Genomic DNA, 20,522 nt, shown 5'->3' with positions numbered 1-20,522 from the left:
TTGTAGATCTCCCGCAGGAGAGGGCATGCGTTCTGACCAAGTCACGTTGCATCGGTTCGTCATCGGCGAACTCACTGCGGCCGGATTGGACCGAGACAAACTGATCCGGGACATCGGGCTCCCGTCATGGGCCCTTGCCAGCCCCGAGGCGTATGTGCCGAGCGAGATCTTCGCGCGCCTGTGGGAGGTCGCCGAACACGAGCTCGGCGATCCGGCCGTCCCGCTGCGCGTGGCGAACCGCTACAGCATGGGCGCGCTCGGCCTGTACGACTACCTGTTCTCCACCGCACCCGATCTCGGCTCCGGGTTGCGCACTCTCGGACCGTATGTCACCGCCGTGACCACCAACCATCGCTGGGGTCTGGTCCAGGACGACGACGAAGTGACGCTGTCGATCGAGATGGTCGACACCGATGGCTACAGCCGAGACCGGATTCATCTGTGGGGGCTGGCCGCCGTCGTGGCGCGCAGCCGCCTGGTGATCGCCGCGCCGGTGATCCCGATACGGGTGCAGCTGCGGCGCGAGCCACCGCCGTCGCTGAACGCCTTTGTCGAACTCTTCGGCACCACCGATATCGAATTCCGGGCACCCATCGACGCGGTGACCTTCCGCGCCGCAGATATGAATCTGCCGCTCACCTCCACCGATCCCACTCTCGCCACGGTGCTCAAGCCGTTGGCCGACGCGCTGCCGCCGCCTCCGCCGCTGGCCACCACCTGGGCGGAGCAGGTCGCGACGGCTCTGGCCAAGGCCTTGGAAGTCGGTGAGGTATCGCTGGAAGCGGTAGCGCGCAGGATGGCGACCAGCCCACGCACCCTGCAGCGAAGGCTGATGGAGGCCGGAACGACCTGGCGTCAGGAGGTGGACCGGGCGCGCGCGGCGCGGCTCGCGGAGGCCACCGCGACCGGTCCGATCACCCGGGCCCGGCAGGCTCAGCTGCTCGGGTACACCGATCCGGGTTCGCTGCGGCGGGCGGCGCGACGCTGGTCGATCACCGGCTCGCATCGCCGGTGCGAGCAGTTGGACTGAACGCCGCCGACCCGACCCGGGGCCGGCGACGTTGCACCGGTCCGGATGTTATTTCAGGAATCGCGCGGCGATGCGCCAGAAGGTGCCGCCCTCGAGGGAACGGAAGTCCCAGCTTCTGGCGGCCGCGTGGGACGCGGCGACAATGGCCGGTACGTCGAAATCGTAGCGGGTGGCCGTACCTTTGGCCTCCAGCGCGGCGATCACATATGCAGTGGCAGTCTCCCTGGTCGCGTACATGACACTCTCCCCTCGTCAACAAGCGAACTTCGAAACTGTCCGCAGTGCACCGGGGGCCCACGAGGCGACACGCCTAGTGCGGCGACACGACGAACATGATGACGAGTTTTGTGCGACCGGCACGGTCGCGCCAGCGCCTATTGCGCCACATTGGTGATAAACGCGCCAATTTCGGATTATCCGGCCGCCGACTCAGTGCGGCACGTATCGCCATACCGGCAGCATCGAGGCCTCGTCCAGCAATTGCTCGCCGGCGTGCACCGTCTCGTTCAGGCGTTTCAGCGCCAGTTCGGTATCCAGACCGGCACCGATGAGAACCAGCCTGCTGCGGCGATCCTCGCCGCGCCGCCATGCGGCCGGCTCGCATACGAGATGTCTTCCTACCATGTGCAGAACGAACTTGCGATGCTCACCGGCGACCGCGAATGCGGCGAATCCCTTGGCGCGGAACAATCCCGGCGGCGGATCCTCGAAGAAGCCGATCAGTTGCCTCGGATCCAGATCGCGGGAGCTGGTGAACGACACGGTGAGGTACTCGTCGTGCAGATGGCGGTGGCCGTCGGTGGGATCGTGCTGATGCTCGGCGAGCAGTTCGTCGAAGCTCAATTGCTCGGCCACCCGCGGAGCTTCGCGCAACGGTTCGTCGAACAGCAGGCCAGGTTCGATCCGGCCGTGGCTGGTCGCGTACACCGGGGCAGGCTCGATCAGCGTGGCGATCTCCGCGCGCAGCGGTGCGAGCTGCGCCGGTTCGACCCGATCGGCCTTGTTGACCACCACCAGATCGGCCAGCCGCAGATGATCGGCCAGTTCCGGATGACGCTCCCGGTGCGCCGGGAACTGTTCGGCGTCGACCACTTCCACCAGGCCGCCGTAGCGGATGCGCGGATTCTCGCTGGCCGCCACCATGCGAATCAGGTTGCGCGGTTCGGCCAGGCCGCTGGCCTCGACCACGATGACGTCGATGCGGGCGCTCGGCTGGGCGAGCCGGTCGAAGAGCTCATCCAATTCGCTGACGTCGACCGCACAGCACACGCAGCCGTTGCCGAGCGAGACCATGGCGTCGACCTGGCCCGCCACCAGCATCGCGTCGATATTGATCGCGCCGAAGTCGTTGACGACGACCCCGATCCGGGTGCCGCGATTATCGCGGAGCAGATGGTTGAGCAATGTCGTCTTGCCGGACCCGAGGAACCCGGCGACGATCACGACAGGAATCGACTGGGCCACCCGGACACCCTACTGGCATCCGCCGACACCCTCTCCCCACGGCCGGATGCGGCCTAGGGTCAGTCCGTCGGCGCGAACAGGGCGGCGGCCAGCGTGTAGGCCAGGTTGATCAGCTCCGCGGTGATCGCGGTGTCGTCCATGCCGAGCGCCTTCGCCAGCGGCATCAGCAGTTCCATCACGGTGCCGACGACGCCGTCGTCGGAATCGCCGGTCCGCGCTTCCGGGGAGGTGCTGCTGGACCCGCTCGGCGCCTTGGTGGTGCTCGGCGTCGACTTCGGCGTGGTCGCCGGCGCGGACCGGGTCTGCGGCGCGTCGGAGCCGGGTGCCGTACGGGAGTTGTTCACGCCAGGCCGTTGCGCGGGAGCCGCCGGTGGCGTGGTGGTGGTCGGCGCCGGCGCGGTGGTCTGCGCGGGAGTCGGCGCCCCGGCCGGGGCCGGTTCCGCAGCGGCGGTCGTGGTCGGCGCCGCAGAGGTCGTCGTCGGAGCCGGGTCCTGCGGCGCAGGAGCCACCGCGGGGGTATCGACGCCGGTATCGGGCGCCCCGACCGGGGTATCGGCCGACGGCGGTGCGCCGAGCAGGAAGCTCACCAGTCCGGTGGTGATGGCGATGGCGTGCTTCAACTGCCCGTCGCCGGATTCCAGCAGCGCGGCATCCTCGGGGTTGGCGCCGTTGCCCATCTCGATGAACACATCGGGCACGGTCGTCAACGCGGGCCCGGCGACGTCGGCGCGGGTCTGCAAGCCGTCCACCACGCCCGCGTAGTTCGCCGACGGGAAGCCCGACGACAGGTAGGCATCGCGCATCGCCTTCGACGCCGCCAACCCGGCCGTCGACTGCACCCGGTCGGCCGCGGGGTCGGGGATCGGCAACTGCGGCACGATGACGTGGAACCCGCGATACTGCGCGGGCGCTCCGTCGGCGTGGATGCTGACCGCCACGGCGGCCCCGGAGGCGTTGGCGGCCGCGGCGCGCTCGTCGATGCACCCGCCCCAACCGCTGTCGTCCTGGCGGCTGAGCACGACGCGGGCGCCGAGGCTTTCCAGTGAGGTCTTGACCAGCTGGGCGACGTTCCAATTGATGGTGTGTTCGGCGACGCCGTTGACGGTGGTCATGCCGGTGGTCTGGCAGTCCTTCGTGCCGCCGCGGCCGTCGCTGACCTGGCGCGCGAGGTTCTCGGTGTGGTTCGGCCCCTGGTGGCCCGGATCGAGGAAGACGGTTCTGCCCGCCAGTTTGGTGGCCATGTCGGGCGATACCGGTGCGGCGGTCGCGGTGACGGCGGACGGAGCGAGCGCCATGGCCGTACCGACGACGGCGCAGAGACCAGCCTTGACGAAGTTCGGCTTCATATGCGGTCGGCGCTCCGGGACGGAGCGCCCCTCCCTTCCCACTAGCTTCCCACTAGCAACACCAAACCCAGTGGTTCACTCTGGTCACAGCGGCAACCGCAGCGCAACCCTCGTTACGGAAGTGTGATCTGAGCCACGACCGTTTCGCGCCGGGGGCCGGAGGAAGGGGTGTCAGCGCAGGTCAGGCGGCTTGCGGCAGCTGCCGCAGGGTGCGCAGCGCGTAGTGCACCCTGGTCTTCACCGTGCCCACCGGGACGCCGAATTCGGCCGCGACCTCCTGATAGGCGCGGTCCCGCAGGATCACTTCGACCACCGCGGCGCGCTGCGAATCGGTCAATCGGGCGAGTAGATCGTCGACCAGCAAACCGTCGACAAGGCCGTCGGCGAAGTCCGGATGCGAATAGCGGACATCGCTGAGTTCGGAGACCTCTTCCCACCCGGTGTCGCCGGGCCTGCTCGCGCGCGCCCGCGCCATATCGATCAGGACATTGCGCTCGATGGCCAGCAGCCAGGTCCGCAGGCTGCCCTTACGTTCGTCGAAGCGGGCACAGGAACGCCAGGCCCGCAGCAGCGTCTCCTGGACGGCCTGCTCGGCCAGCCCTTGATCGCCGAGCGCGTGCATGGCGCGCCAGTGCAGTAATGCGCGGTCCTCGGCCAGCACGGAGGCCAGGCCGTCGTCGGTGCACAAACGAGCGCACCGCGTCCCACACGCGGATCCGGAAACCATTCGAGCCGAGCGACGACCTGTCATGTAAGAGATATCGCGCATCGCGGCCTCGGTGACATCACTCACATCGAGGAAATTGTGCGAATCGACGAAATTCCCCGAATCGCCCAATGGGGGTGCACCCGTCTGGTAGATCTGCCGGGGAGATTCGGGGATCTCAGACCGGCCGCTTCCCGGCGGCGACCTTGCGGGATTCGAGGAGACATCGTCATGCGTGCAGGCACGCTGGTCATCGCCGGAGCCATCGCTTCGGTCACCACATTGCTCGGCGGTGGGACCGCTGCCGCCGCACCGGCCCCCGAGATGCCGCACGACGGCGTCTATATCGTCGGCGTCGATATCAACCCCGGATTGTGGGAAGCGCCCGGCACACCCGACCCGGCACACGGCTGCGATTGGCGGCGGCTGTGGAAGGTCGAGGGCGACAACACCGATATGCGATATGTCCGGGCCAACAATTACACCCGCGAACGGCCGGTCCGGGTATTGATCGAAGCGCACGATGTGGCCTTCCGAACGGTGAATTGCGGTCCGTGGCGACAATTGCCCACGCCGCCGAACAGCGGGTCCGCCGGCGCCCTCCCGACCCGCGGCTGATCGAATGCCACCGGCTCGCCGGTCGCTATCGAGCACTGTTCAGCATCACTAGGGTCGAACCATGACGAGGACCAGGATTCTGATCACCGGCGCCAGCGCGGGTCTCGGCGCGGGCATGGCGCGCCAATTCGCCGCCAAGGGCCGCGATCTCGCGCTGTGCGCGCGCCGCGTGGACGCGCTCGAGGCCTTGCGCGACGAACTGACGGCCGCGCACCCCGGTATCACCGTCGCGGTGCGCGCGCTCGACGTCGACGATCACGCCGCGATCCCCGGGGTGTTCGGCGAACTCCGCGACGAGCTCGATGGTCTCGATCGAGTGATCGTGAACGCCGGGATCGGCAAGGGCGCCAAGGTCGGCACCGGTCGCGCCGATGCCAATCTGGCGACCGCCACCACCGATTTCGTCAGTGCACTGGCCCAGGCGGAGGCCGCGCTGGAGATCTTCCGTGAGCAGAACTCCGGCCACCTGGTGCTGGTCTCCTCGATGAGCGCCGTCCGGGGATTCCCCGGCAAGCGGGCCGCGTACGCGGCGAGCAAGGCCGGGCTGGCCGCGCTCGGCGATGGGCTGGCCACCGAACTGCGCACCTCGCCGATCGCGGTGACCACCCTGCTGCCCGGTTTCATCGCCACCGAGATGGTCACCCAGGCCGGCGACACCCGGTTGATCGCCCCGCTGGACAAGGGCGTCGCCGCGATGGTCGCCGCGATCGAGGCCGAGCGGGTGCGTGCGTGTGTACCCGGATGGCCGTGGCGGCTGTTCGATCTCGTCCTCCCCCGGCTGCCGCGTGCGGTGATCGCCAAGATCGGCTGACCGGCGTCCGGCACACTCGAGATCATGATCGATACCGAAGGTACACAGCTGTTCCACCAGTCCATGCCGTTCACCGAACGGCTCGGCGTCGAAGTACTCGAACACGGTCCCGGCCTGGTCCGCAGCAGGCTCGCCTGGGACGAGTCGCTGTGCACCCTCGGCGGGGCGATGCACGGCGGCGTGCTCATGTCGCTGGCGGATGCGACGGCAGCGGTCTGCGCGTTCCTCAACCTGCCCGAGGGCGCGAGCGGTACGACGACCGTGGAGTCCAAGTCGAACTTCCTGCGCGCGATCCGGTCCGGCCACGCGGTCGCCTCCAGCACCGTGCTGCACCCCGGCCGCAAGTTCATCGTGGTGGAAACCGAAATCCGCGACGACGCCGACAAACTCGTCGCGAAGGTGACCCAGACCCAAGCCGTGCTGTGATCGGGCCTGCGGCCCCTTAAGCCGGTCTTAAGCCCGTCTCGAGAGTCCGGCGGCATCGTCATCGATGCCGGCCGGACCTGTTCCGAGAGGGGGGAGCAGGTCCGGGCGGCGCGCAAAAACGCACGGCGGCAACCTTTCCGCGAACTCCGCGCGCCCCCGCTCCCCCATCCCGACGGGTTGCGAGGGCCTCGCCCGGCATCCTACGATCCCGCTCGGCCCACCGAACACCAGCAGAGACGGGATTGTCTTGCCGAACGCGCATCCGGGACCCCGCAGTCCGCGCCGTCGCTTCACCGGCCGCCGCCTCCTCGGCGCACCCGCTGCCGCATTGCTCGCGGTCGCTGCCGGTTTCCTGGCACCGGCTCCCGCCCTCGCCGACCCGGCCTCCTGCCCGCCCGCCGCGGTGTCCACGGCGACGGCGGCGCGGGTCCCGCTGCTGGACTGGTCGGAGAACGTCGGCTTCGATGCCGAGGGCAACCTCTGGGTTTCGCGCATCTTCCGCAATGTCGTCGAGCGCTACGACAGGGCGGGCAACCTCACCGCCACCGTGCCGGTCACCTTCCCCGGCGCCGTACGGCCCGGCCCGGACGGGCTGATGTACGTCAACTTCGGCAACATCACCACCAGCACGATCATGAAGACCGGCGGCGTGGTCCGGTTCGACCCGACCGCGGCGAACCCGGTGCCGGAGGTCTTCGTCGACAACATCGGCATGGCCAATGGCGCCGCGTTCGACGAGGACGGCTACCTCTACATCACCGACACCGGCGGCGGCATCATCCGGGTGCGCCGCGACGGCAGCATCGATCGTGAGTGGACCGCAGCCGCACCACAGGATTTCGGCCTCAACGGCCTGGTGGCGCACGACGACGCGCTGTATGTGACGCTGCTGTCGAGTCCGACCGCGCGCGTGCTGCGGGTGCCGATCGCCGATCCGGCGCATCCGAGCGTGGTGGCCGATCTGTCGCCGCATTCGAATCCGCCCGCGCTGCCCGACGATCTCACCATCGCCCCGGACGGCATGCTCTATGTGAGCACCGCGACCGGCAGGCTGGCCCGCGTGGACGTCGCCACCGGCGCCACCTGCACCGTGGCCACCACCCAGCCGATCACCGCGCTCGCGGTGTCCCCCGGCCCGGACTCGACGGTGTTCGCCGGCACCGAGGGCGGCGATGTGCTGCGCATCCGGTTGAACCAGGGGAACTGACGATCGACGACGGGCGGCGGGCCATCGCCTACCGCCCGCCCGCACGCTACTTGCCGTGCGCCCGGAGCTGGTAGAGCCCTTCGGTTTCCGCGACCACCACGCCGTCGGCGTCGGTGACCACCGCCGTCAAGGTGAAATCGGACTTGCCCGCCGCGGTGGCCTCCGCGACGATCCGGTCGATCTCGGCGTCGGACAGTGTCGCCTCGGCCCGCACATCGGTCTTGGCCGGCTTACGGAAGTAGATGTGCAGATCCTTGACCAGCGGATAGAACTCCGAGTTGTCGAAGGTGGCGACGGCGATCGCACCACCGAGGATCTCGGCGACGGTGAACAGCACGCCGGCGTACATCACCCCGAAGTGGTTGCCGTTGCCCGCCACGGGCACCGTGGTGGCCGCGTATCCGCGACGCACCTCGACCGCCTGCACCCCCATGGTGTGCGCGATCGGGATGGTGTGCTCCATCGCCGCGTTCACGATCTCGGCGAAGGGAGGGGTGACCTCGCTCATGCGCAACAGTCCTTTCGACAGACTCGAACGCCCGGACGTGGTGCCCGGACCAGATGGGTGCCCTCGGTACCCCGATATTGGCACTGCGCCAATACTGGCATGGCGGAGCCTCCCGCGGTAGGTGGTTATCATGAGAAACGAGGCCGCCACCTCCCAGCGGCCGACCGGACGATCGAAACCGTACCCGGGCACCGACAAGACGGTATTTCCGAAAGGGACACCGCCATGGCATGGGCAGTACTGATCGTTTCCGGCGTTCTCGAAGCCGTCTGGGCCACCGCGCTCGGCAAATCCGAAGGCTTCACCCGGCTCGTTCCCTCGGCGGTATTCGCCGTCGCGCTCATCTTCTCGATGATCGGCCTCGCCTACGCGATGCGCACCCTGCCGGTGGGCACTTCGTACGCGGTGTGGGTTGGCATCGGCGCTGCCCTCACCGTCGTGTACGCGATGGCCACCGGCACCGAGAGCGTCTCCCTGCTGAAGATCGGCTTGCTGGTGCTGATCGTCGGCGGTGTGGTGGGCCTGAAGCTGGCCCACTGACGCCCCCGGATCAGGCGGATCAGGCGGTGGCCACCCGCACCGGCAGCGGGATCTCGTCGGTGTTCGCGTCGGGCACCTCGGTGCCACGGATCGAAGTGCCGGCCGTCTCCCGCAGGAACGCCCAGGCCACCAGGCCGATCAGGGTGGCGCCGATCATGTAGAACGCCGGGAACAGCGACCAGCCGGTCGATTCGATGACGGCCTCGTTCACCAGCGGCGCGGTACCGCCGAACACCGCCGTCGACACGTTGTAGCCGAGCGCGAACCCCGCGTAGCGCACGTGGGTCGGGAAGATGGCGGGGAAGGTCGCGCTGATGGTGGCCAGCTGCGGGATGTAGAACAGCCCGAGCACCACGAAGCCGAGCACGGCCCAGCCGGTGCCAACCCCCATCAGCCAATACATCGGCACCGCCAGCACCGCGAGCCCGACCAGCGAGACCAGCCACAGCGGGCGGCGCCCGACCCGGTCGGACAGGCCGCCGAAGAACGGGATGCACACCATCATCACCAGCTGGCCGATCAGCATCATCGTGGTGGTGGTCGACTCGTCGAGGCCGATGGTCTTCTGCAGGTAGGTCGGCTGATAGGTGAGCAGGGTGTAGTTCACCACGTTCAGTGCGACGACCAATCCGGCGAGGGTGAGCAGTTCACGCGGGTAGTGGCTGATCAGCTCGCGCAGCCCGGTGGGCGGGTGCGGGTTCTCGGCGACCTCGGTGAAGACCGGGGATTCGTCGAGCTTGGCGCGCAGATACCACCCGATCAGGCCGAGCGGAATGGCCAGCAGGAACGGGATGCGCCAGCCCCAGTCGTGCATGGCCTCCGAGCCGACGGCGAGCTGGCAGGCCAGCACAACGGCCGAGCCGCCGACGAATCCGCCCAGGGTGCCGAATTCGAGGAAGCTGCCGAGGAAACCGCGTTTGCGATCGTTGGCGCATTCGGCGAGGTAGGTGGCGGCGCCGCCGTATTCACCGCCGGTGGAGAAGCCCTGGATCACCCGCAGCAGGATCAGCAGGATCGGGGCGATCACACCCACCTGGCCGTGCGTGGGCAGCACGCCGATTAGACCGGTGGCCGCGGCCATCAGCAGGATCGTGGTGGCCAGGACGGCCTTGCGGCCGATGCGATCGCCGAGCGGGCCCCACACCATGCCGCCCAGCGGGCGCAGCACGAAGGAGATGGCGAAGCCGAGCATGGTGCCGAGCGTCCCCAGGTCGCCCGGGAAGAACGCATCGGTGAGGTAGGTGGCCGTCGCGGCGTAGACGCCGTAGTCGAACCACTCGGTGGCATTGCCCATCGCCGACGCGGCGACCGATCTCTTGATTCGCCCGGCTTCCGGTGTCCGGTCCGTCACGAGCACGTCCTCTCCGGCCGCCGAACCACCCCTGCTGGCTCGACCGGCACTGATCCGATCAGCCCATCGGCGGCAGTGGTGGCCGAGGGCTCGACACGAAGAACTTCGTTACCCGTTCCCGGTCGGCAGTAAACACCCCGCTACCCAGACCCGGTAGGAGAACCGCCGTGCCGACCTGCGCTTCAGCGACGAAATGTGACGCCGGACACAGTGGCTTGAAATGGGGCGCGTCACAGTAGTTCTCCGGTCCTGGGGACGGCACCGAGCATCGCGATATGACACCATCGGCGAGCGGCCGACGGGCCGGCTTCGGAAGGACGCGCATGGGCTCAACTGTTTTCGCGGTCGCGCTGCCGATCGCTCTCGGCATCGTCATGTTCGGCCTCGGGCTGACGCTGACCGTCGCCGATTTCGCTCGGGTGGTGACCTATCCGAAGGCGGCGGTCGTCGCGTTGACCTGCCAGCTGGTAGTGATGCCGATCATCTGTTTCGGGCTGGTGCGGATCTTCGGGCTCGACGGCGCGCTCGCGGTCGGCATGATGCTGCTCGCCGCCTCCCCCGGTGGTTCGTCGGCCAATCTGTTCAGCCATCTCGCGGGCGGGAATGTGGCGTTGAATGTGACGCTCACCGCGATCAACTCGGTGCTCGCGGTGTTCACGCTGCCGGTCGTGGTCGGCCTGTCGTATTCGGTCTTCCTCGATGACGGCGCCGGCCTCGGGCTGCAACCGGCCAAATTCCTGCAGGTCTTCGCCATCGTGCTGGTGCCCGTCGCGCTGGGCATGTGGGTGCGCAACCGGTGGACCGCGTGGGCGCTGCGCAGGCAGGGCACGGTCAAGATCGGCTCGGGAGTGGTGCTGGTGCTGGTGGTCTGCGCCGCGTTGTTCTCCGAATTCGACGCCTTCACCGACCATGTCGGCGAACTCGGCGCGATCGCGCTGCTGCTGTGCACCATCGGGCTCGGCATCGGGTACGGCGTGCCGAGGCTGTTCGGTGTGCGCCACGAGGACGCGATCGCCTCGAGCATGGAAATCGGTGTGCACAACGCCGCCCTTGCCATCGCGGTCGCGGCGACGGTGCTGAACAACGACGCGATGGCGGTGCCCGCCGCGGTCTACGGATTCTTGATGAACATCCCGGCGGGCATCGCGACCGTGGCGTTCGCACGCTCACGCAAGCAGCAGACCACGGCGGATTACGTCGAGACCCGCTCGACCTCCTGAGGCTCGGGCAGCACACCGTCGGCGCGGAAGGCGGCGAGGTAGCGGTCGATGACCTCGGAGGTGATCGGCGGGCAGCTGATCCCGGCCGGCTCGAGGGCCTCGCGCGCACGGCTGTCGTCGAGGATGACATCGGCGACGCCCGAATCGCCGAGATCGGCGTAGTTGCCGATGAGCAGGGTCGCGCGCATCAAGTCGTCGTGGTCGACGGCCTGTTCGGCCAGTCGCTGCTTCGCCGCGTCCACGTCGACGGTATCGATGCGGTAGCCCATCCGCACCAGCCCGTCGAGGATCTCGGCCACCCGGGTCGGAGTGGTGTTGACCAGGTGATAGCGGTCCGAGTCCGGCAGGCCGGTATTGGCGATGGCGACCAGGGCGCGGGCCACGTAATCGACCGGGGCGAGCGAAACGGCGGTATCGCCGAGGTCCGGCGTGACGCCGAGCAGGGCGGCCGCGCGCACCATCGTCCACATCGAATCGTCGGCGCTCATCACGCCGGTCTCGACCGAGCCGCAGATGAGGCCGGGCCGGTAGACCGCGACGGGCACGCCGCGTGCACCCGCCTCCAGCACCAGCTGCTCGGCCACCCATTTGGCGGCGACATAGCCGTGTCTGGTGACCTCGGCGGCGGGGATGTCGCTGTCCTCGAGCACTACTCCGCTGGTTTCGGTGCCGAGTACGGCGTTGAGGGTGGAGACGAAGTGCACCGGTTTGATCCGGACGGTCGTCGCCAGCCGCAGCACCTCGGTGGTGCCGCCGACATTGGCCGCGCGCAGATCCGCGTAGGACTCCAGATGGTTGACCCGGGCGCCGTTGTGGTGGATGACGCTGATCCGGGCGGCCAGATCGGCGAAATCGGCTTCGCTCAGTCCCAGTCGCGGCTGCTCCAGATCACCGGGCACGGCCACCACTCGGTCGGCCAGATCGTGGTGGGGCAGCCGATAGCGGGCCAGCGCGGCGGTGATCCGGCGCAAGCCGTCGGCGTGGTCGCGGCCCCGCACCAGGCACCAGATGCGGGAATCGGTGCGGTCGAGCAGTTCCCGCAGCAGATGGACGCCGAGGAAGCCGGTGGCGCCGGTGAGCAGGACGTCGCCGGTGTCCACCGGCGGCACCAGGCCGGCGATATCGATCGCGGGGTCGAGGCGGGTGTCGGCGACGAGTTCGGCGACCCAGCGGTCGTCGCGCTCGGCGGCCGGCTCGACAGCGGCCAGCGCCCGCACCGTGGGCTGCTCGAATACCGTGCGCGGGTCGACCTCGATCCCGAGTCGTTCGGCCAGCCGCGTGCGCAGGGTGAAGACGAGCAGTGAGGTGCCACCGAGGTCGAAGAAGGTGTCGTCGAGGGTGATCTCGTCGGTGCCGAGCAGCTCGGCGAACACCGCGGCCACGGCGATTTCGCGGTCGGTGGTCGGCAGGTTGCCGGGTTCGCCTGCGGCGGCAGCGTTCCCGCGCACGGCGGCGGAGCCGGCGTCGGCGATGGGCTGACGCGCAGGCCCGGCACCGGCTGTTCCGACCGGTTGCCGATCGGCCGAGGAGGCGAGCCCATCCTTCGCTCGTCGCGGCCCACCGATCGCGCTCGCCGGATCACCGACGATGCGCGCCACCATCTCTTGGAACCGCAGCGCGATATCGGACACCGTCGACCGGTCATAACGTTGGGTGGCATAACGGAATTCGGCGGTGAGACCATCGCGCCCCGGCGCCTGCCGGACCGTCAGGGCGAGTTCGAAATGGGTGGTGTCCCGCGGGATGTCGAGCACCTCCACCCGGAGGCCGACCAGTTCGAGAGCCGGCAGCGCCGGCAGGTTCTCGAAGGAGAACACGGTCTGGAACAACGGCGAACGGCCCTCGGCACGAGGCGGATTCACCGCCTCGACGATGTGGTGGAACGGGACGTCGGCATTGTCGAACGCCGCGAGCGCGGCCTCGCGCACCCGGGCCAGCAGCGCCGTGAACGGCTCCCCCGGCTCGACCGCGACGCGCACCGGCAGGGTATTGACGAACATGCCGACCAGATGGTCCAGCGCGGGATGGCCGCGGCCCGCGACCGGGGTGCCGATCGTGATATCGGTGCTGCCGCACAGTTCGTGCAGCAGTGCGATATAGGCGGCGTAGGTGACCATGAAGACGGTGGCGTCGTGGCGTCGGGCCAGCTCGGCCAGAGCGGAGTCCGTCACCGCAGGCAGTTCGATATCGACGGTGCCGCCGGGGCCTTCGCTCGCGCCGTCGCGGTCCGCGGGAAGCGGCAGATACGCGGGCGCCCCGGCCAGCGTGCGAGTCCAGTACGCGAGCTGACGGGCCGCGATCGAGTCGGCGTCGGTGCGCTCGCCGAGCCGATCCTGCTGCCACAGTGCGTAATCGGCGTACTGCACCGGCAGCGCGGACCAGCCGGGCGTGCGTCCGGCGGCGTGCGCGGCGTAGGCGGTGGTCAGATCGGCGATCAGGGGGCCGAACGACCAGCCGTCGGCGGCGATGTGGTGGGCGACGAGCGCGAGCACATGCTCCTCGGCGTCCAGCCGGAGCAACCGCATCCGCACCGGGAGATCGCGCGTGAGGTCGAAGGGTGCGCCGGCGAGTTCGGACAGCCGCCGATCGAGATCATGGCGTTCGGCCTCTACCGGCGCGAGGTCGATCAGTTCGGCCGCGCGCGTGGTCGCCAGGATTCGCTGATAGGGCCCCGCCGACGTCTCCGGGTAGACCGTGCGCAGCACCTCGTGCCGGTCCAGCACGGCGGTGACCGCGGCCGCGAGCACCACCGGATCCAGCGGCCCGCGCAGGCCGAGCGCGACCGGCAGGTGATAGGCCGACGATTCCGGCATCAGCTGGTTGAGCAGCCACAGCCGCAGTTGGGCCGGCGCGGGCGCGATGCGTTCCGGGCGCGGCCGCATCGCCGGCGCGGGTGCGTCATCGGCGCGGGTGTCGAGGCGGGCAGCCAGACCGGCCACGGTGGGGGCGTCGAAGATCGTCCGCACACCGGTGCCGAGCCGCGCCGCGACCTGTGTCGCCGTCAGCGAGGTGCCGCCGAGGGCGAAGAAATCCGCACTCGCACCGACCGATTCGAGGCCGAGCACCTGCGCGAACACCGCCGCCACCCGGCGTTCGGACGGCGTGGCCGGTGCGCGGAATCCGGTGCGGCCGAAGACCGGTGCGGGCAGCCTGCGGGTATCGAGCTTGCCATTGGCGGTCAGCGGCAGCGCGTCGAGCACGGTGTAGGCGGCCGGACGCAGATAGGCGGGCAACTCGTCGGCGAGTTCGGCCCGCAGTGCGTCGAGGTCGACGCTCGCGCCGGGCGCGGGGACCAGGTAGGCCACCAGATGTGGTCCGGTGCGCTCGTCGGTGTGCACGGTGACGGCGGCGCGCGCGATCTCCTGGCGCGCGGTCAGGACGGACTCGACCTCGCCCGGTTCGATGCGATGCCCGCGCACCTTGATCTGAAAGTCGGTGCGGCCGTGGTAGGTCAGCGCGGGATCGCGACCTTCGGTGACGGTGACCAGATCGCCGGTGCGGTAGAGCCGTTCACCAGGGCGATACGGGTCGGCCACGAAACGGGCCGCGGTCAGGCCCGGCTTACCGTGATAGCCGCGTGCCAGTGCGGGGCCGCCGATGTAGAGCTCACCGGGCGTCCCCGGCGGCACCGGCCGCAGCAACGCGTCGAGCACCAGTGCGCGGAAGCCGCGCAGCGGTGCGCCGATGGTGACCGGACGGCCGGCGACCAGTTCGCCGATGGTGGCGATATCGGTGGCTTCGGTGGGGCCGTACCCGTTGCGCATCAGCCGTCCCGGCGCCCAGGCCTCGACCAGATCGGCGCGGATGGCCTCACCGCCGACCCCGAGCACCCGCAGCGACGGCAGCGCCGCCGGGTCCAGCGTCGCCAGCACGGCGGGCGTGATGATCGCGTTGGTCACCGATTCGCGGCGGATCAGCTCGGCCAGATCCTCGCCGGCCACCACATACCGCGGCGCGACGACGAGGGTGGCGGCGCCGGCGAGCGCGCACAACTGCTCGCCGACGGCCATATCGAATCCGGGCGAGGCGTGATGCAGCGTGCGCGCACCCGGATGCAGGTCGTAGCGGTCGCGGCGTTCGGCGGCCAGATTGGCCAGGCCGCCATGGGTGACCAGGACGCCCTTCGGTGTGCCGGTCGAGCCGGAGGTGTAGATCAGATACGCCGGATGGGCCGGGTCCAGCGGGGTCCGACGCTCGGCATCGGTGACCGGTCCCGCGTCGATTCCGGCGGTGGTCGCCGGATCGTCCAGCAGCAGCCAGGTGGTGGACTCGGGCAGGCCCGCCCGCAACGCCGCGGTGCTCACGCCGAGCCGGGCCGCACTGTCACCGAGGATGTGCGCGATGCGCTCGGCCGGATAGCCGGGATCGATCGGCACGAACGCGGCACCGGCCTTACTGATCGCCCACACGGCCGCCACCGATTCCGCCGAACGTTCCAGCACCATCGCGACCAGGGTCTCCGGTCCGGCGCCCGCGGCGATCAGGGCACGCGCGAGCCGGTCGGTCCAGGCGTCGAATTCCGCGTAGGTCCAGCGCCGATCGCCGTGCACCACGGCCGTGCCGTCCGGATTACGCGCGACTGCCGCCGCGATCAGCTCCGCCATCGGCACCGCGGGCACCGCGTCGGATCCCTGCCAGGGCACCAACCGCCGCCGTTCCTGCGGCCGCAGCACCTCGACGGCATGCACGGCGCTGTCGGCGGGTGCGGTGACGAGTTCGCTCAGGAAGTCCAGGAAACGCCGGTGCTGGGCGGTCAGCTCCGCGCGGGTGTACCGGTTCGGGTTGGCCTCCCATTCCACCCGCAGGCCGGTGTCGGCGGCCGGGTAGATGTTGAGGGCGAGGTCGGCCACCGGCCCGGTGGACAGCAGGTGCAGGGTGCCGGTCGCGGCGCCGAGATCGACGCCGGCACGGAAGTTCATGATGTTCACGGCCGGGCCGAATCCGCCCGCGTCCGGGCCGCGCCGCGCGATCCTGGCGACCTCCTCGCCGCGGAACCGCTGATGGCGCAGCGCCCCGCTCAACTCCCGGCGCGCGGCGGCGAACAGCTCGGCGATGGACGTCGCGGGCCCGGTGCCCACGCGCAGCGGCACCACATTGGTCACCATGCCGCCGGCACGACGCAGGACGGCTGTGGTGCGTGCGGTCACCGGCAGGCTCAGCGTCACCTCGGGCGCACCCGTCATCCGGGCGAGGTATCCGGCCAGCGCGGCCACCAGCACGGCGGCGGTTCCGGTCGCGCCCGCGGCCCGCTCCAGCGCCGTGTGCAGCTGCGGTTCGAGCGCGCCACCCACGACAATGGCCTGCGCGGCGGGAGGCCCCGGCCTGGTCGCGAGCGTCACCGGTTCGGGCAGGCCGTCGACCTTGTCGGCCCAGTATCGGCGATCGGTCTCGTACCGGGTCGAGTGCAGGTAGGCGATATCGGCGTCGACCAGGTCGGCGGGCGCGTGCTCGGTGCCTGCGGGCGGCTGCTGGCCGCGCATCATCGCCGCGTACAGCTCGGCGTGGCGCTGCTGCAACCGCATGGCGCCGTAACCGTCGAGGGCGATGTGGTGGGCGCGGCCGTAGATGAAGTGCCGGTCGGGGCCGATGTGCAGGATCGTCGTCTGCACCGGCGGGTCGTTGCGCAGGTCGAACGGGGTGCACTGGTCCGCGCGCATCCAGGCGCTCGCGGCGGATTCGGGGTCGGGTTCGTCGCGTAGATCGAGGTAGCCGATCTCGTCGTACTGGTCGTAGTCGATCCACTGCCGCACCTGGCCGTCGAGCTCGACGTCGAATCGCAGGTAGGCGCCCAGCTCGCGGGCCGCCTGCCGCGCGGCCGCCTGGTAGACCTCGCGGTCGAGCGGTCCGACGACGTCGATGTACTGCGTGGTGGTCAGCGGAACCTCGCCCAGCAGCTGCTGGGCAAACCAGACTTCCCGCTGCGCCGACGTCAACGGCAGGGATTCACCGACATCGCCGGACGATCTCATCGCGCTCTACCTTGCAACTAGCGGACCAAAGCCAAAAGGTTAGCCTAGCCTTTGCTCATTATCCACTCGCAGGTCACGAACAGATAAATTTGCCGCCTGTTCGCTATCTCCGGCAGTCGCGACCAGGCGGCGCGGGCGCCCCGGCTCAGACCCGCCGCATCACCGACACGACTTTGCCGAGCACCACCGCGCGATCGCCGTCGATCACGTCGTAGGCGGGATTGCGCGGTTCCAGATACACGTGCCCGTTGCGGCGCCGGTACACCTTCACCGTGGCCTCGTCGTCGATCATGGCGGCGACGATATCGCCGGAGTTGGCTTCCTGCTGCCTGCGCACCACCACGATGTCGCCGTCGCAGATGGCCGCCTCGATCATCGAATCGCCGCGCACCCGCAGCCCGAATACCGTGCCGCGACCGACCAATTCGCGCGAGACGGTGAGCATGTCGTCGGTGTGTTCCTCGGCCAGGATCGGCGCGCCCGCCGCGATGTCACCGACGACCGGCACCGCGACGGTGCCTTCGGCCGCGACCCGCTGTTCGGTCTCGCGCAGGAACAGCCGCACATCGATGGGCCGCGCCATCGCCTCCCCGCGACGCAGAAAACCCTTCTCCTCCAGGGCCTTCAGATGCCGCGACACCGACGACGCCGACCGCAGCCCCACCGCATCGCCGAGCTGGCGGGTGCTGGGCGGATAGCCACGCTCGAGCACCCACCGCTGGATGGTGGCGAGGATGTCACGCTGCCGCGGCGGCAGCGTCGAAGTGTCGAGATGCTCGTATCCGCTCACCCGGGAATGGTAAACGGGCTGCGTTTGGGCAGATGCACAAGCTGCCAGGGGCGAAGACTTGGACTTTGCGAATAGCCGGCCGATACCCCCGCGCGGTGTGCTTGGAGGCGACGAACGGAGTTATCCATGCTGCCCAACCACTCTCGTGGCCGTCGCCTCGCGCGCTGCCTCGCACTGGCCGCGCTGGCGGCGACCTGCGCCGTCGCCGCACCGGCGACGGCCGATATCCCGCTGCCGCCGTTGCCCAACGAGGCCGAGGTGTACCCGGCGATTCCGCTCCCGACGCCGCAGCAGGACCCGTGGTACGCCGACCCGGACGATCTGGCCGGTTACCGCAACGGCGACGTCATCCGGACCCGGGTCGTGCAGACCTATCTGCTCGGAGTGCCCATTCCAGTGCACGCGACCCAGCTGCTGGTCCGTTCCAGCGACGCGCAGGGCGAACCGCTGGCGACGGCGTCGACGGTGCTGATGCCGGGCATTCCGTGGCTCGGCCCGGGGCCGCGCCCGCTGATCTCGTATCAGGAAGCCATCGACAGCCTCGGCCAGCAGTGCAATCCCTCCTACACGCTGCGAGCCGGGTTGATGAAGGAGACGACGCTGCTGGGCCAGTTCCTTGCGGCGGGTACGGCGGTGGTGATCACCGATTTCGACGGAAAGAACAACGCCATCATGTCGCCGGCGGAGGGCCGGATGGTGCTCGACGGCATCCGCGCCGCACAGCGGGCCGGGCTCGGTCTGGAGACGGCGCCGGTCGGCCTGTGGGGCTATTCCGGAGGCGGTAATGCCTCGGCGGCGGCGGCCGAACAGCACCGCGGCTACGCACCCGAGCTGAATGTCCGCGCGAGCGCTCAGGGCGGTATCCCGGGCGACAAGGCCGCGATCGCACCGTTCGCGATCTCGGGCACGCAACCGCAGGCGAACTTCACCGGCTGGCTCGCGATCCTCGGCCTGGCCCGCGAATACCCGGAGATGGCCGCCGTACTGGATCGCTACCTCACCCCCGACGGCAAGAAGGTCGCCGCGGATCTATCCGACCGCTGCCTCTACACCACCGTCGCCACCACCCTGCTGCGTCCGGTGCGCGAGTACCTCACCTCCCCGGATGCCCTGTCGGACCCCGTGGTCCAGCAGGTGCTCCGGGACGCGAGCCTCGGCCATCCGGCGAACACCCCGGACATGCCGCTGCTGATGTGGCATTCGTGGACCGATCAGCTGCTGCCCGCCGAACTGGCCATCGACGATGTGGTGCGCCGCTACTGCGAGCGCGGGGTGAACCTGCGCTACCACAAGGTTCCGGCCTCCGAGCACATCAGCGCGGAGCTGGTCCCCGAACTGGCCACGGTCGCCTGGCTGGTCGCGGTCACCGCGGGCGCCGATCCGGGGCCCACGACCTGCTGAACCCGTCCGTAGGCCGTGGGCGGGCCGGTTCAGGCGCCGAGCCGGTCCAGCAGTGCGGTTTTCGCGGCAGCCCAGGCCGCGGAATGCACGTCGCCGAAGTCGGCGTGACCGCCGCCGGGTACCAGGTGCAGCGTGACCGGATCGCCTGCCGCGCGGGCGGCCGCGGCGTAGTTGCGGCTCTGGTCGGGCGAGACAGTGCCGTCGTTGTCACCGTGGACGACGGTGACGGGCAGCCCGACCGGCAGATGCTCGATGGGCGAGGCGATCCGGTAGCGGTCGGGTTGCTCGTCCGGCATGCCACCGAGCAGATCGCGCACGAACCGGTCGTGGCCGGTGATCGCGGCCAGGCGCAGATCCAGCACCCCGGCCATGATGGTCGCGCCGGCCAGACGCACCTTCGGGTCGGCGCCGGGGGCATCGGTGCCGTCGATGGTGTGCCGCCCGGCCAGCCACGCCGCCAGGTGCCCGCCGGCCGAATGCCCGGCAACATGTACCCGACTCAGGTCGAGCCGGCCACCGGCGCGCTGCTGCACCACCGTCGCCAGCGACTCGGTCGCATCGTCGACGTCGGCGAGTGTCGTCGGCCAACCACCCACCCCGCCGACCCTGCGGTACTCCACATTCCACACCGCCACACCATGGGCGACCAGATCCTCGGCCAGCACCGCCGTATAGCTCAGATCGTGCACCTGTTCCCAGCCGCCGCCGTGCACGAGCACGACCACCGGGAGGTCGCCGGAGCTGCCCGCGGGGAGATAGAGATCGCCGAAGTTGTCGTCGGCCTCGCCGTAGCTGATCCGCAGGGGATCGACAGCCGCGGGTGAGGTGCTCGGCGGCGCCGTCGTCCCGGCATCGCCACATCCGCACATCAGCGCGACCAGTGCCGCTAGGAACAGCGAGGAAACCTTCCGCACCACGACCTCCCACCTTGCGCCCGACCAGGACCGGTCTCCTCGGATTCAAGCAGGAGCCGGGCCTTCGCGGGCGCATCCGCGCGTGGTTCGGCCGGGTCCATCCCGCCGGTTTCCGGCAGTACGCCGACGGAATGGATGCCCCGGCCAGTTGGCCGCGTGTTCCCGCGGCCGTCACACCGGCATCAGCCGGTGACGCACCGGTCCCCTCACCAACCGGTACG

At 69.6% G+C, this 20,522-nt stretch carries 17 protein-coding genes and 1 riboswitch; of the genes, 8 read left to right on the top strand and 9 right to left on the bottom strand.

What is annotated here, in order from left to right; genetic code table 11:
• Nucleotides 1-25: 25 nt before the first annotated feature.
• Nucleotides 26-1,030 carry an AraC family transcriptional regulator ligand-binding domain-containing protein gene (locus tag AC5W7N_RS08750; RefSeq protein ID WP_163816924.1) on the top strand — a complete coding sequence of 335 codons (1,005 nt, stop codon included), beginning with the start codon at nt 26-28 and terminating at the stop codon, nt 1,028-1,030.
• Between the two features lie 48 nt (nt 1,031-1,078).
• Here AC5W7N_RS08750 and AC5W7N_RS08745 read toward each other — a convergent pair whose 3' ends face one another.
• The 4 genes from AC5W7N_RS08745 to AC5W7N_RS08730 form a co-directional block, all read right to left on the bottom strand.
• Complete coding sequence (locus AC5W7N_RS08745) at nt 1,079-1,267, bottom strand: hypothetical protein (RefSeq protein ID WP_163816922.1); 189 nt, start codon at nt 1,265-1,267, stop codon at nt 1,079-1,081.
• A 192-nt stretch (nt 1,268-1,459) separates the two neighbouring features.
• Nucleotides 1,460-2,494: a CobW family GTP-binding protein gene (locus tag AC5W7N_RS08740; protein WP_195019796.1), complete on the bottom strand. Its 1,035-nt coding sequence runs from the start codon at nt 2,492-2,494 to the stop codon at nt 1,460-1,462.
• A gap of 59 nt (nt 2,495-2,553) precedes the next feature.
• The gene (locus tag AC5W7N_RS08735) at nt 2,554-3,840 is read right to left on the bottom strand and encodes an N-acetylmuramoyl-L-alanine amidase (RefSeq protein WP_195019797.1); all 1,287 of its coding nucleotides are present in this window, start codon (nt 3,838-3,840) and stop codon (nt 2,554-2,556) included.
• Between the two features lie 181 nt (nt 3,841-4,021).
• A complete protein-coding gene (locus tag AC5W7N_RS08730; RefSeq protein WP_228806743.1) occupies nt 4,022-4,528 on the bottom strand; it encodes a sigma-70 family RNA polymerase sigma factor in 507 nt (168 codons plus the stop codon).
• A gap of 249 nt (nt 4,529-4,777) precedes the next feature.
• On the opposite strand from AC5W7N_RS08730, the gene AC5W7N_RS08725 reads away from it, so the two are divergent.
• The 4 genes from AC5W7N_RS08725 (at nt 4,778) to AC5W7N_RS08710 (ending at nt 7,608) form a co-directional block, all read left to right on the top strand.
• Entirely contained in the window at nt 4,778-5,164 is a 387-nt protein-coding gene (locus AC5W7N_RS08725) for an Rv1352/Rv1906c domain-containing protein (protein WP_195019798.1), read from the top strand.
• A gap of 61 nt (nt 5,165-5,225) precedes the next feature.
• Entirely contained in the window at nt 5,226-5,975 is a 750-nt protein-coding gene (locus AC5W7N_RS08720) for an SDR family oxidoreductase (RefSeq protein WP_163816913.1), read from the top strand.
• Nucleotides 5,976-5,999: 24 nt separating this feature from the next.
• On the top strand, nt 6,000-6,401 hold the full coding sequence (locus AC5W7N_RS08715) for a PaaI family thioesterase (RefSeq protein WP_163816911.1): 402 nt from the start codon (nt 6,000-6,002) through the stop codon (nt 6,399-6,401).
• A gap of 247 nt (nt 6,402-6,648) precedes the next feature.
• Nucleotides 6,649-7,608, top strand: a complete 960-nt coding sequence (locus tag AC5W7N_RS08710; protein ID WP_195019800.1) for an SMP-30/gluconolactonase/LRE family protein — start codon at nt 6,649-6,651, stop codon at nt 7,606-7,608.
• A 46-nt stretch (nt 7,609-7,654) separates the two neighbouring features.
• Here AC5W7N_RS08710 and AC5W7N_RS08705 read toward each other — a convergent pair whose 3' ends face one another.
• On the bottom strand, nt 7,655-8,116 hold the full coding sequence (locus tag AC5W7N_RS08705) for a PaaI family thioesterase (RefSeq protein ID WP_195019801.1): 462 nt from the start codon (nt 8,114-8,116) through the stop codon (nt 7,655-7,657).
• Nucleotides 8,117-8,253: 137 nt separating this feature from the next.
• A riboswitch (guanidine-III (ykkC-III) riboswitch) is annotated at nt 8,254-8,325 on the top strand.
• A 16-nt stretch (nt 8,326-8,341) separates the two neighbouring features.
• Between AC5W7N_RS08705 and AC5W7N_RS08700 the strand changes: the two genes are divergently transcribed.
• Entirely contained in the window at nt 8,342-8,656 is a 315-nt protein-coding gene (locus AC5W7N_RS08700) for a DMT family transporter (RefSeq protein WP_163816907.1), read from the top strand.
• 19 nt (nt 8,657-8,675) lie between these two features.
• On the opposite strand, the gene AC5W7N_RS08695 is transcribed toward AC5W7N_RS08700, so the two are convergent.
• Entirely contained in the window at nt 8,676-9,950 is a 1,275-nt protein-coding gene (locus tag AC5W7N_RS08695) for an MFS transporter (protein WP_163816953.1), read from the bottom strand.
• Nucleotides 9,951-10,330: 380 nt separating this feature from the next.
• On the opposite strand from AC5W7N_RS08695, the gene AC5W7N_RS08690 reads away from it, so the two are divergent.
• Nucleotides 10,331-11,227, top strand: coding sequence for a bile acid:sodium symporter family protein (locus tag AC5W7N_RS08690; protein ID WP_194992446.1), 897 nt, complete (start codon nt 10,331-10,333; stop codon nt 11,225-11,227).
• On the opposite strand, the gene AC5W7N_RS08685 is transcribed toward AC5W7N_RS08690, so the two are convergent.
• Both AC5W7N_RS08685 and lexA read right to left on the bottom strand, forming a co-directional pair.
• On the bottom strand, nt 11,200-17,196 hold the full coding sequence (locus AC5W7N_RS08685; RefSeq protein WP_495923492.1) for an amino acid adenylation domain-containing protein: 5,997 nt from the start codon (nt 17,194-17,196) through the stop codon (nt 11,200-11,202). The two genes, AC5W7N_RS08690 and AC5W7N_RS08685, sit on opposite strands and share 28 nt — an antisense overlap.
• 145 nt (nt 17,197-17,341) lie before the next feature.
• Nucleotides 17,342-17,986, bottom strand: a complete 645-nt coding sequence (gene lexA / locus AC5W7N_RS08680) for a transcriptional repressor LexA (RefSeq protein ID WP_163816904.1) — start codon at nt 17,984-17,986, stop codon at nt 17,342-17,344.
• A gap of 126 nt (nt 17,987-18,112) precedes the next feature.
• Here lexA and AC5W7N_RS08675 point away from each other — a divergent pair, with 126 nt between their 5' ends.
• On the top strand, nt 18,113-19,387 hold the full coding sequence (locus AC5W7N_RS08675; RefSeq protein WP_495923491.1) for a lipase family protein: 1,275 nt from the start codon (nt 18,113-18,115) through the stop codon (nt 19,385-19,387).
• A gap of 29 nt (nt 19,388-19,416) precedes the next feature.
• On the opposite strand, the gene AC5W7N_RS08670 is transcribed toward AC5W7N_RS08675, so the two are convergent.
• Nucleotides 19,417-20,256 (bottom strand): alpha/beta hydrolase family protein, encoded by an 840-nt coding sequence (locus AC5W7N_RS08670; protein ID WP_495924059.1) that lies wholly within the window; start codon nt 20,254-20,256, stop codon nt 19,417-19,419.
• Nucleotides 20,257-20,522: the final 266 nt, after the last annotated feature.

Source organism: Nocardia sp. CDC519 (assembly GCF_059509835.1).
Note: the sequence above shows the minus strand (reverse complement) of the source record. Positions and strands in the feature narration are given on the sequence as shown.

What these genes read in the sequence shown, in the direction of transcription:
- AC5W7N_RS08750 (WP_163816924.1), top strand. Translation starts at nt 26, where the DNA reads ATGCGTTCTGACCAAGTCACGTTGCATCGGTTCGTCATCGGCGAACTC.
- AC5W7N_RS08745 (WP_163816922.1), bottom strand. Translation starts at nt 1,267, where the DNA reads ATGTACGCGACCAGGGAGACTGCCACTGCATATGTGATCGCCGCGCTG.
- AC5W7N_RS08735 (WP_195019797.1), bottom strand. Translation starts at nt 3,840, where the DNA reads ATGAAGCCGAACTTCGTCAAGGCTGGTCTCTGCGCCGTCGTCGGTACG.
- AC5W7N_RS08725 (WP_195019798.1), top strand. Translation starts at nt 4,778, where the DNA reads ATGCGTGCAGGCACGCTGGTCATCGCCGGAGCCATCGCTTCGGTCACC.
- AC5W7N_RS08720 (WP_163816913.1), top strand. Translation starts at nt 5,226, where the DNA reads ATGACGAGGACCAGGATTCTGATCACCGGCGCCAGCGCGGGTCTCGGC.
- AC5W7N_RS08715 (WP_163816911.1), top strand. Translation starts at nt 6,000, where the DNA reads ATGATCGATACCGAAGGTACACAGCTGTTCCACCAGTCCATGCCGTTC.
- AC5W7N_RS08705 (WP_195019801.1), bottom strand. Translation starts at nt 8,116, where the DNA reads ATGAGCGAGGTCACCCCTCCCTTCGCCGAGATCGTGAACGCGGCGATG.
- AC5W7N_RS08700 (WP_163816907.1), top strand. Translation starts at nt 8,342, where the DNA reads ATGGCATGGGCAGTACTGATCGTTTCCGGCGTTCTCGAAGCCGTCTGG.
- AC5W7N_RS08695 (WP_163816953.1), bottom strand. Translation starts at nt 9,950, where the DNA reads ATGGGCAATGCCACCGAGTGGTTCGACTACGGCGTCTACGCCGCGACG.
- AC5W7N_RS08690 (WP_194992446.1), top strand. Translation starts at nt 10,331, where the DNA reads ATGGGCTCAACTGTTTTCGCGGTCGCGCTGCCGATCGCTCTCGGCATC.
- AC5W7N_RS08685 (WP_495923492.1), bottom strand. Translation starts at nt 17,196, where the DNA reads ATGAGATCGTCCGGCGATGTCGGTGAATCCCTGCCGTTGACGTCGGCG.
- AC5W7N_RS08675 (WP_495923491.1), top strand. Translation starts at nt 18,113, where the DNA reads ATGCTGCCCAACCACTCTCGTGGCCGTCGCCTCGCGCGCTGCCTCGCA.
- AC5W7N_RS08670 (WP_495924059.1), bottom strand. Translation starts at nt 20,256, where the DNA reads ATGTGCGGATGTGGCGATGCCGGGACGACGGCGCCGCCGAGCACCTCA.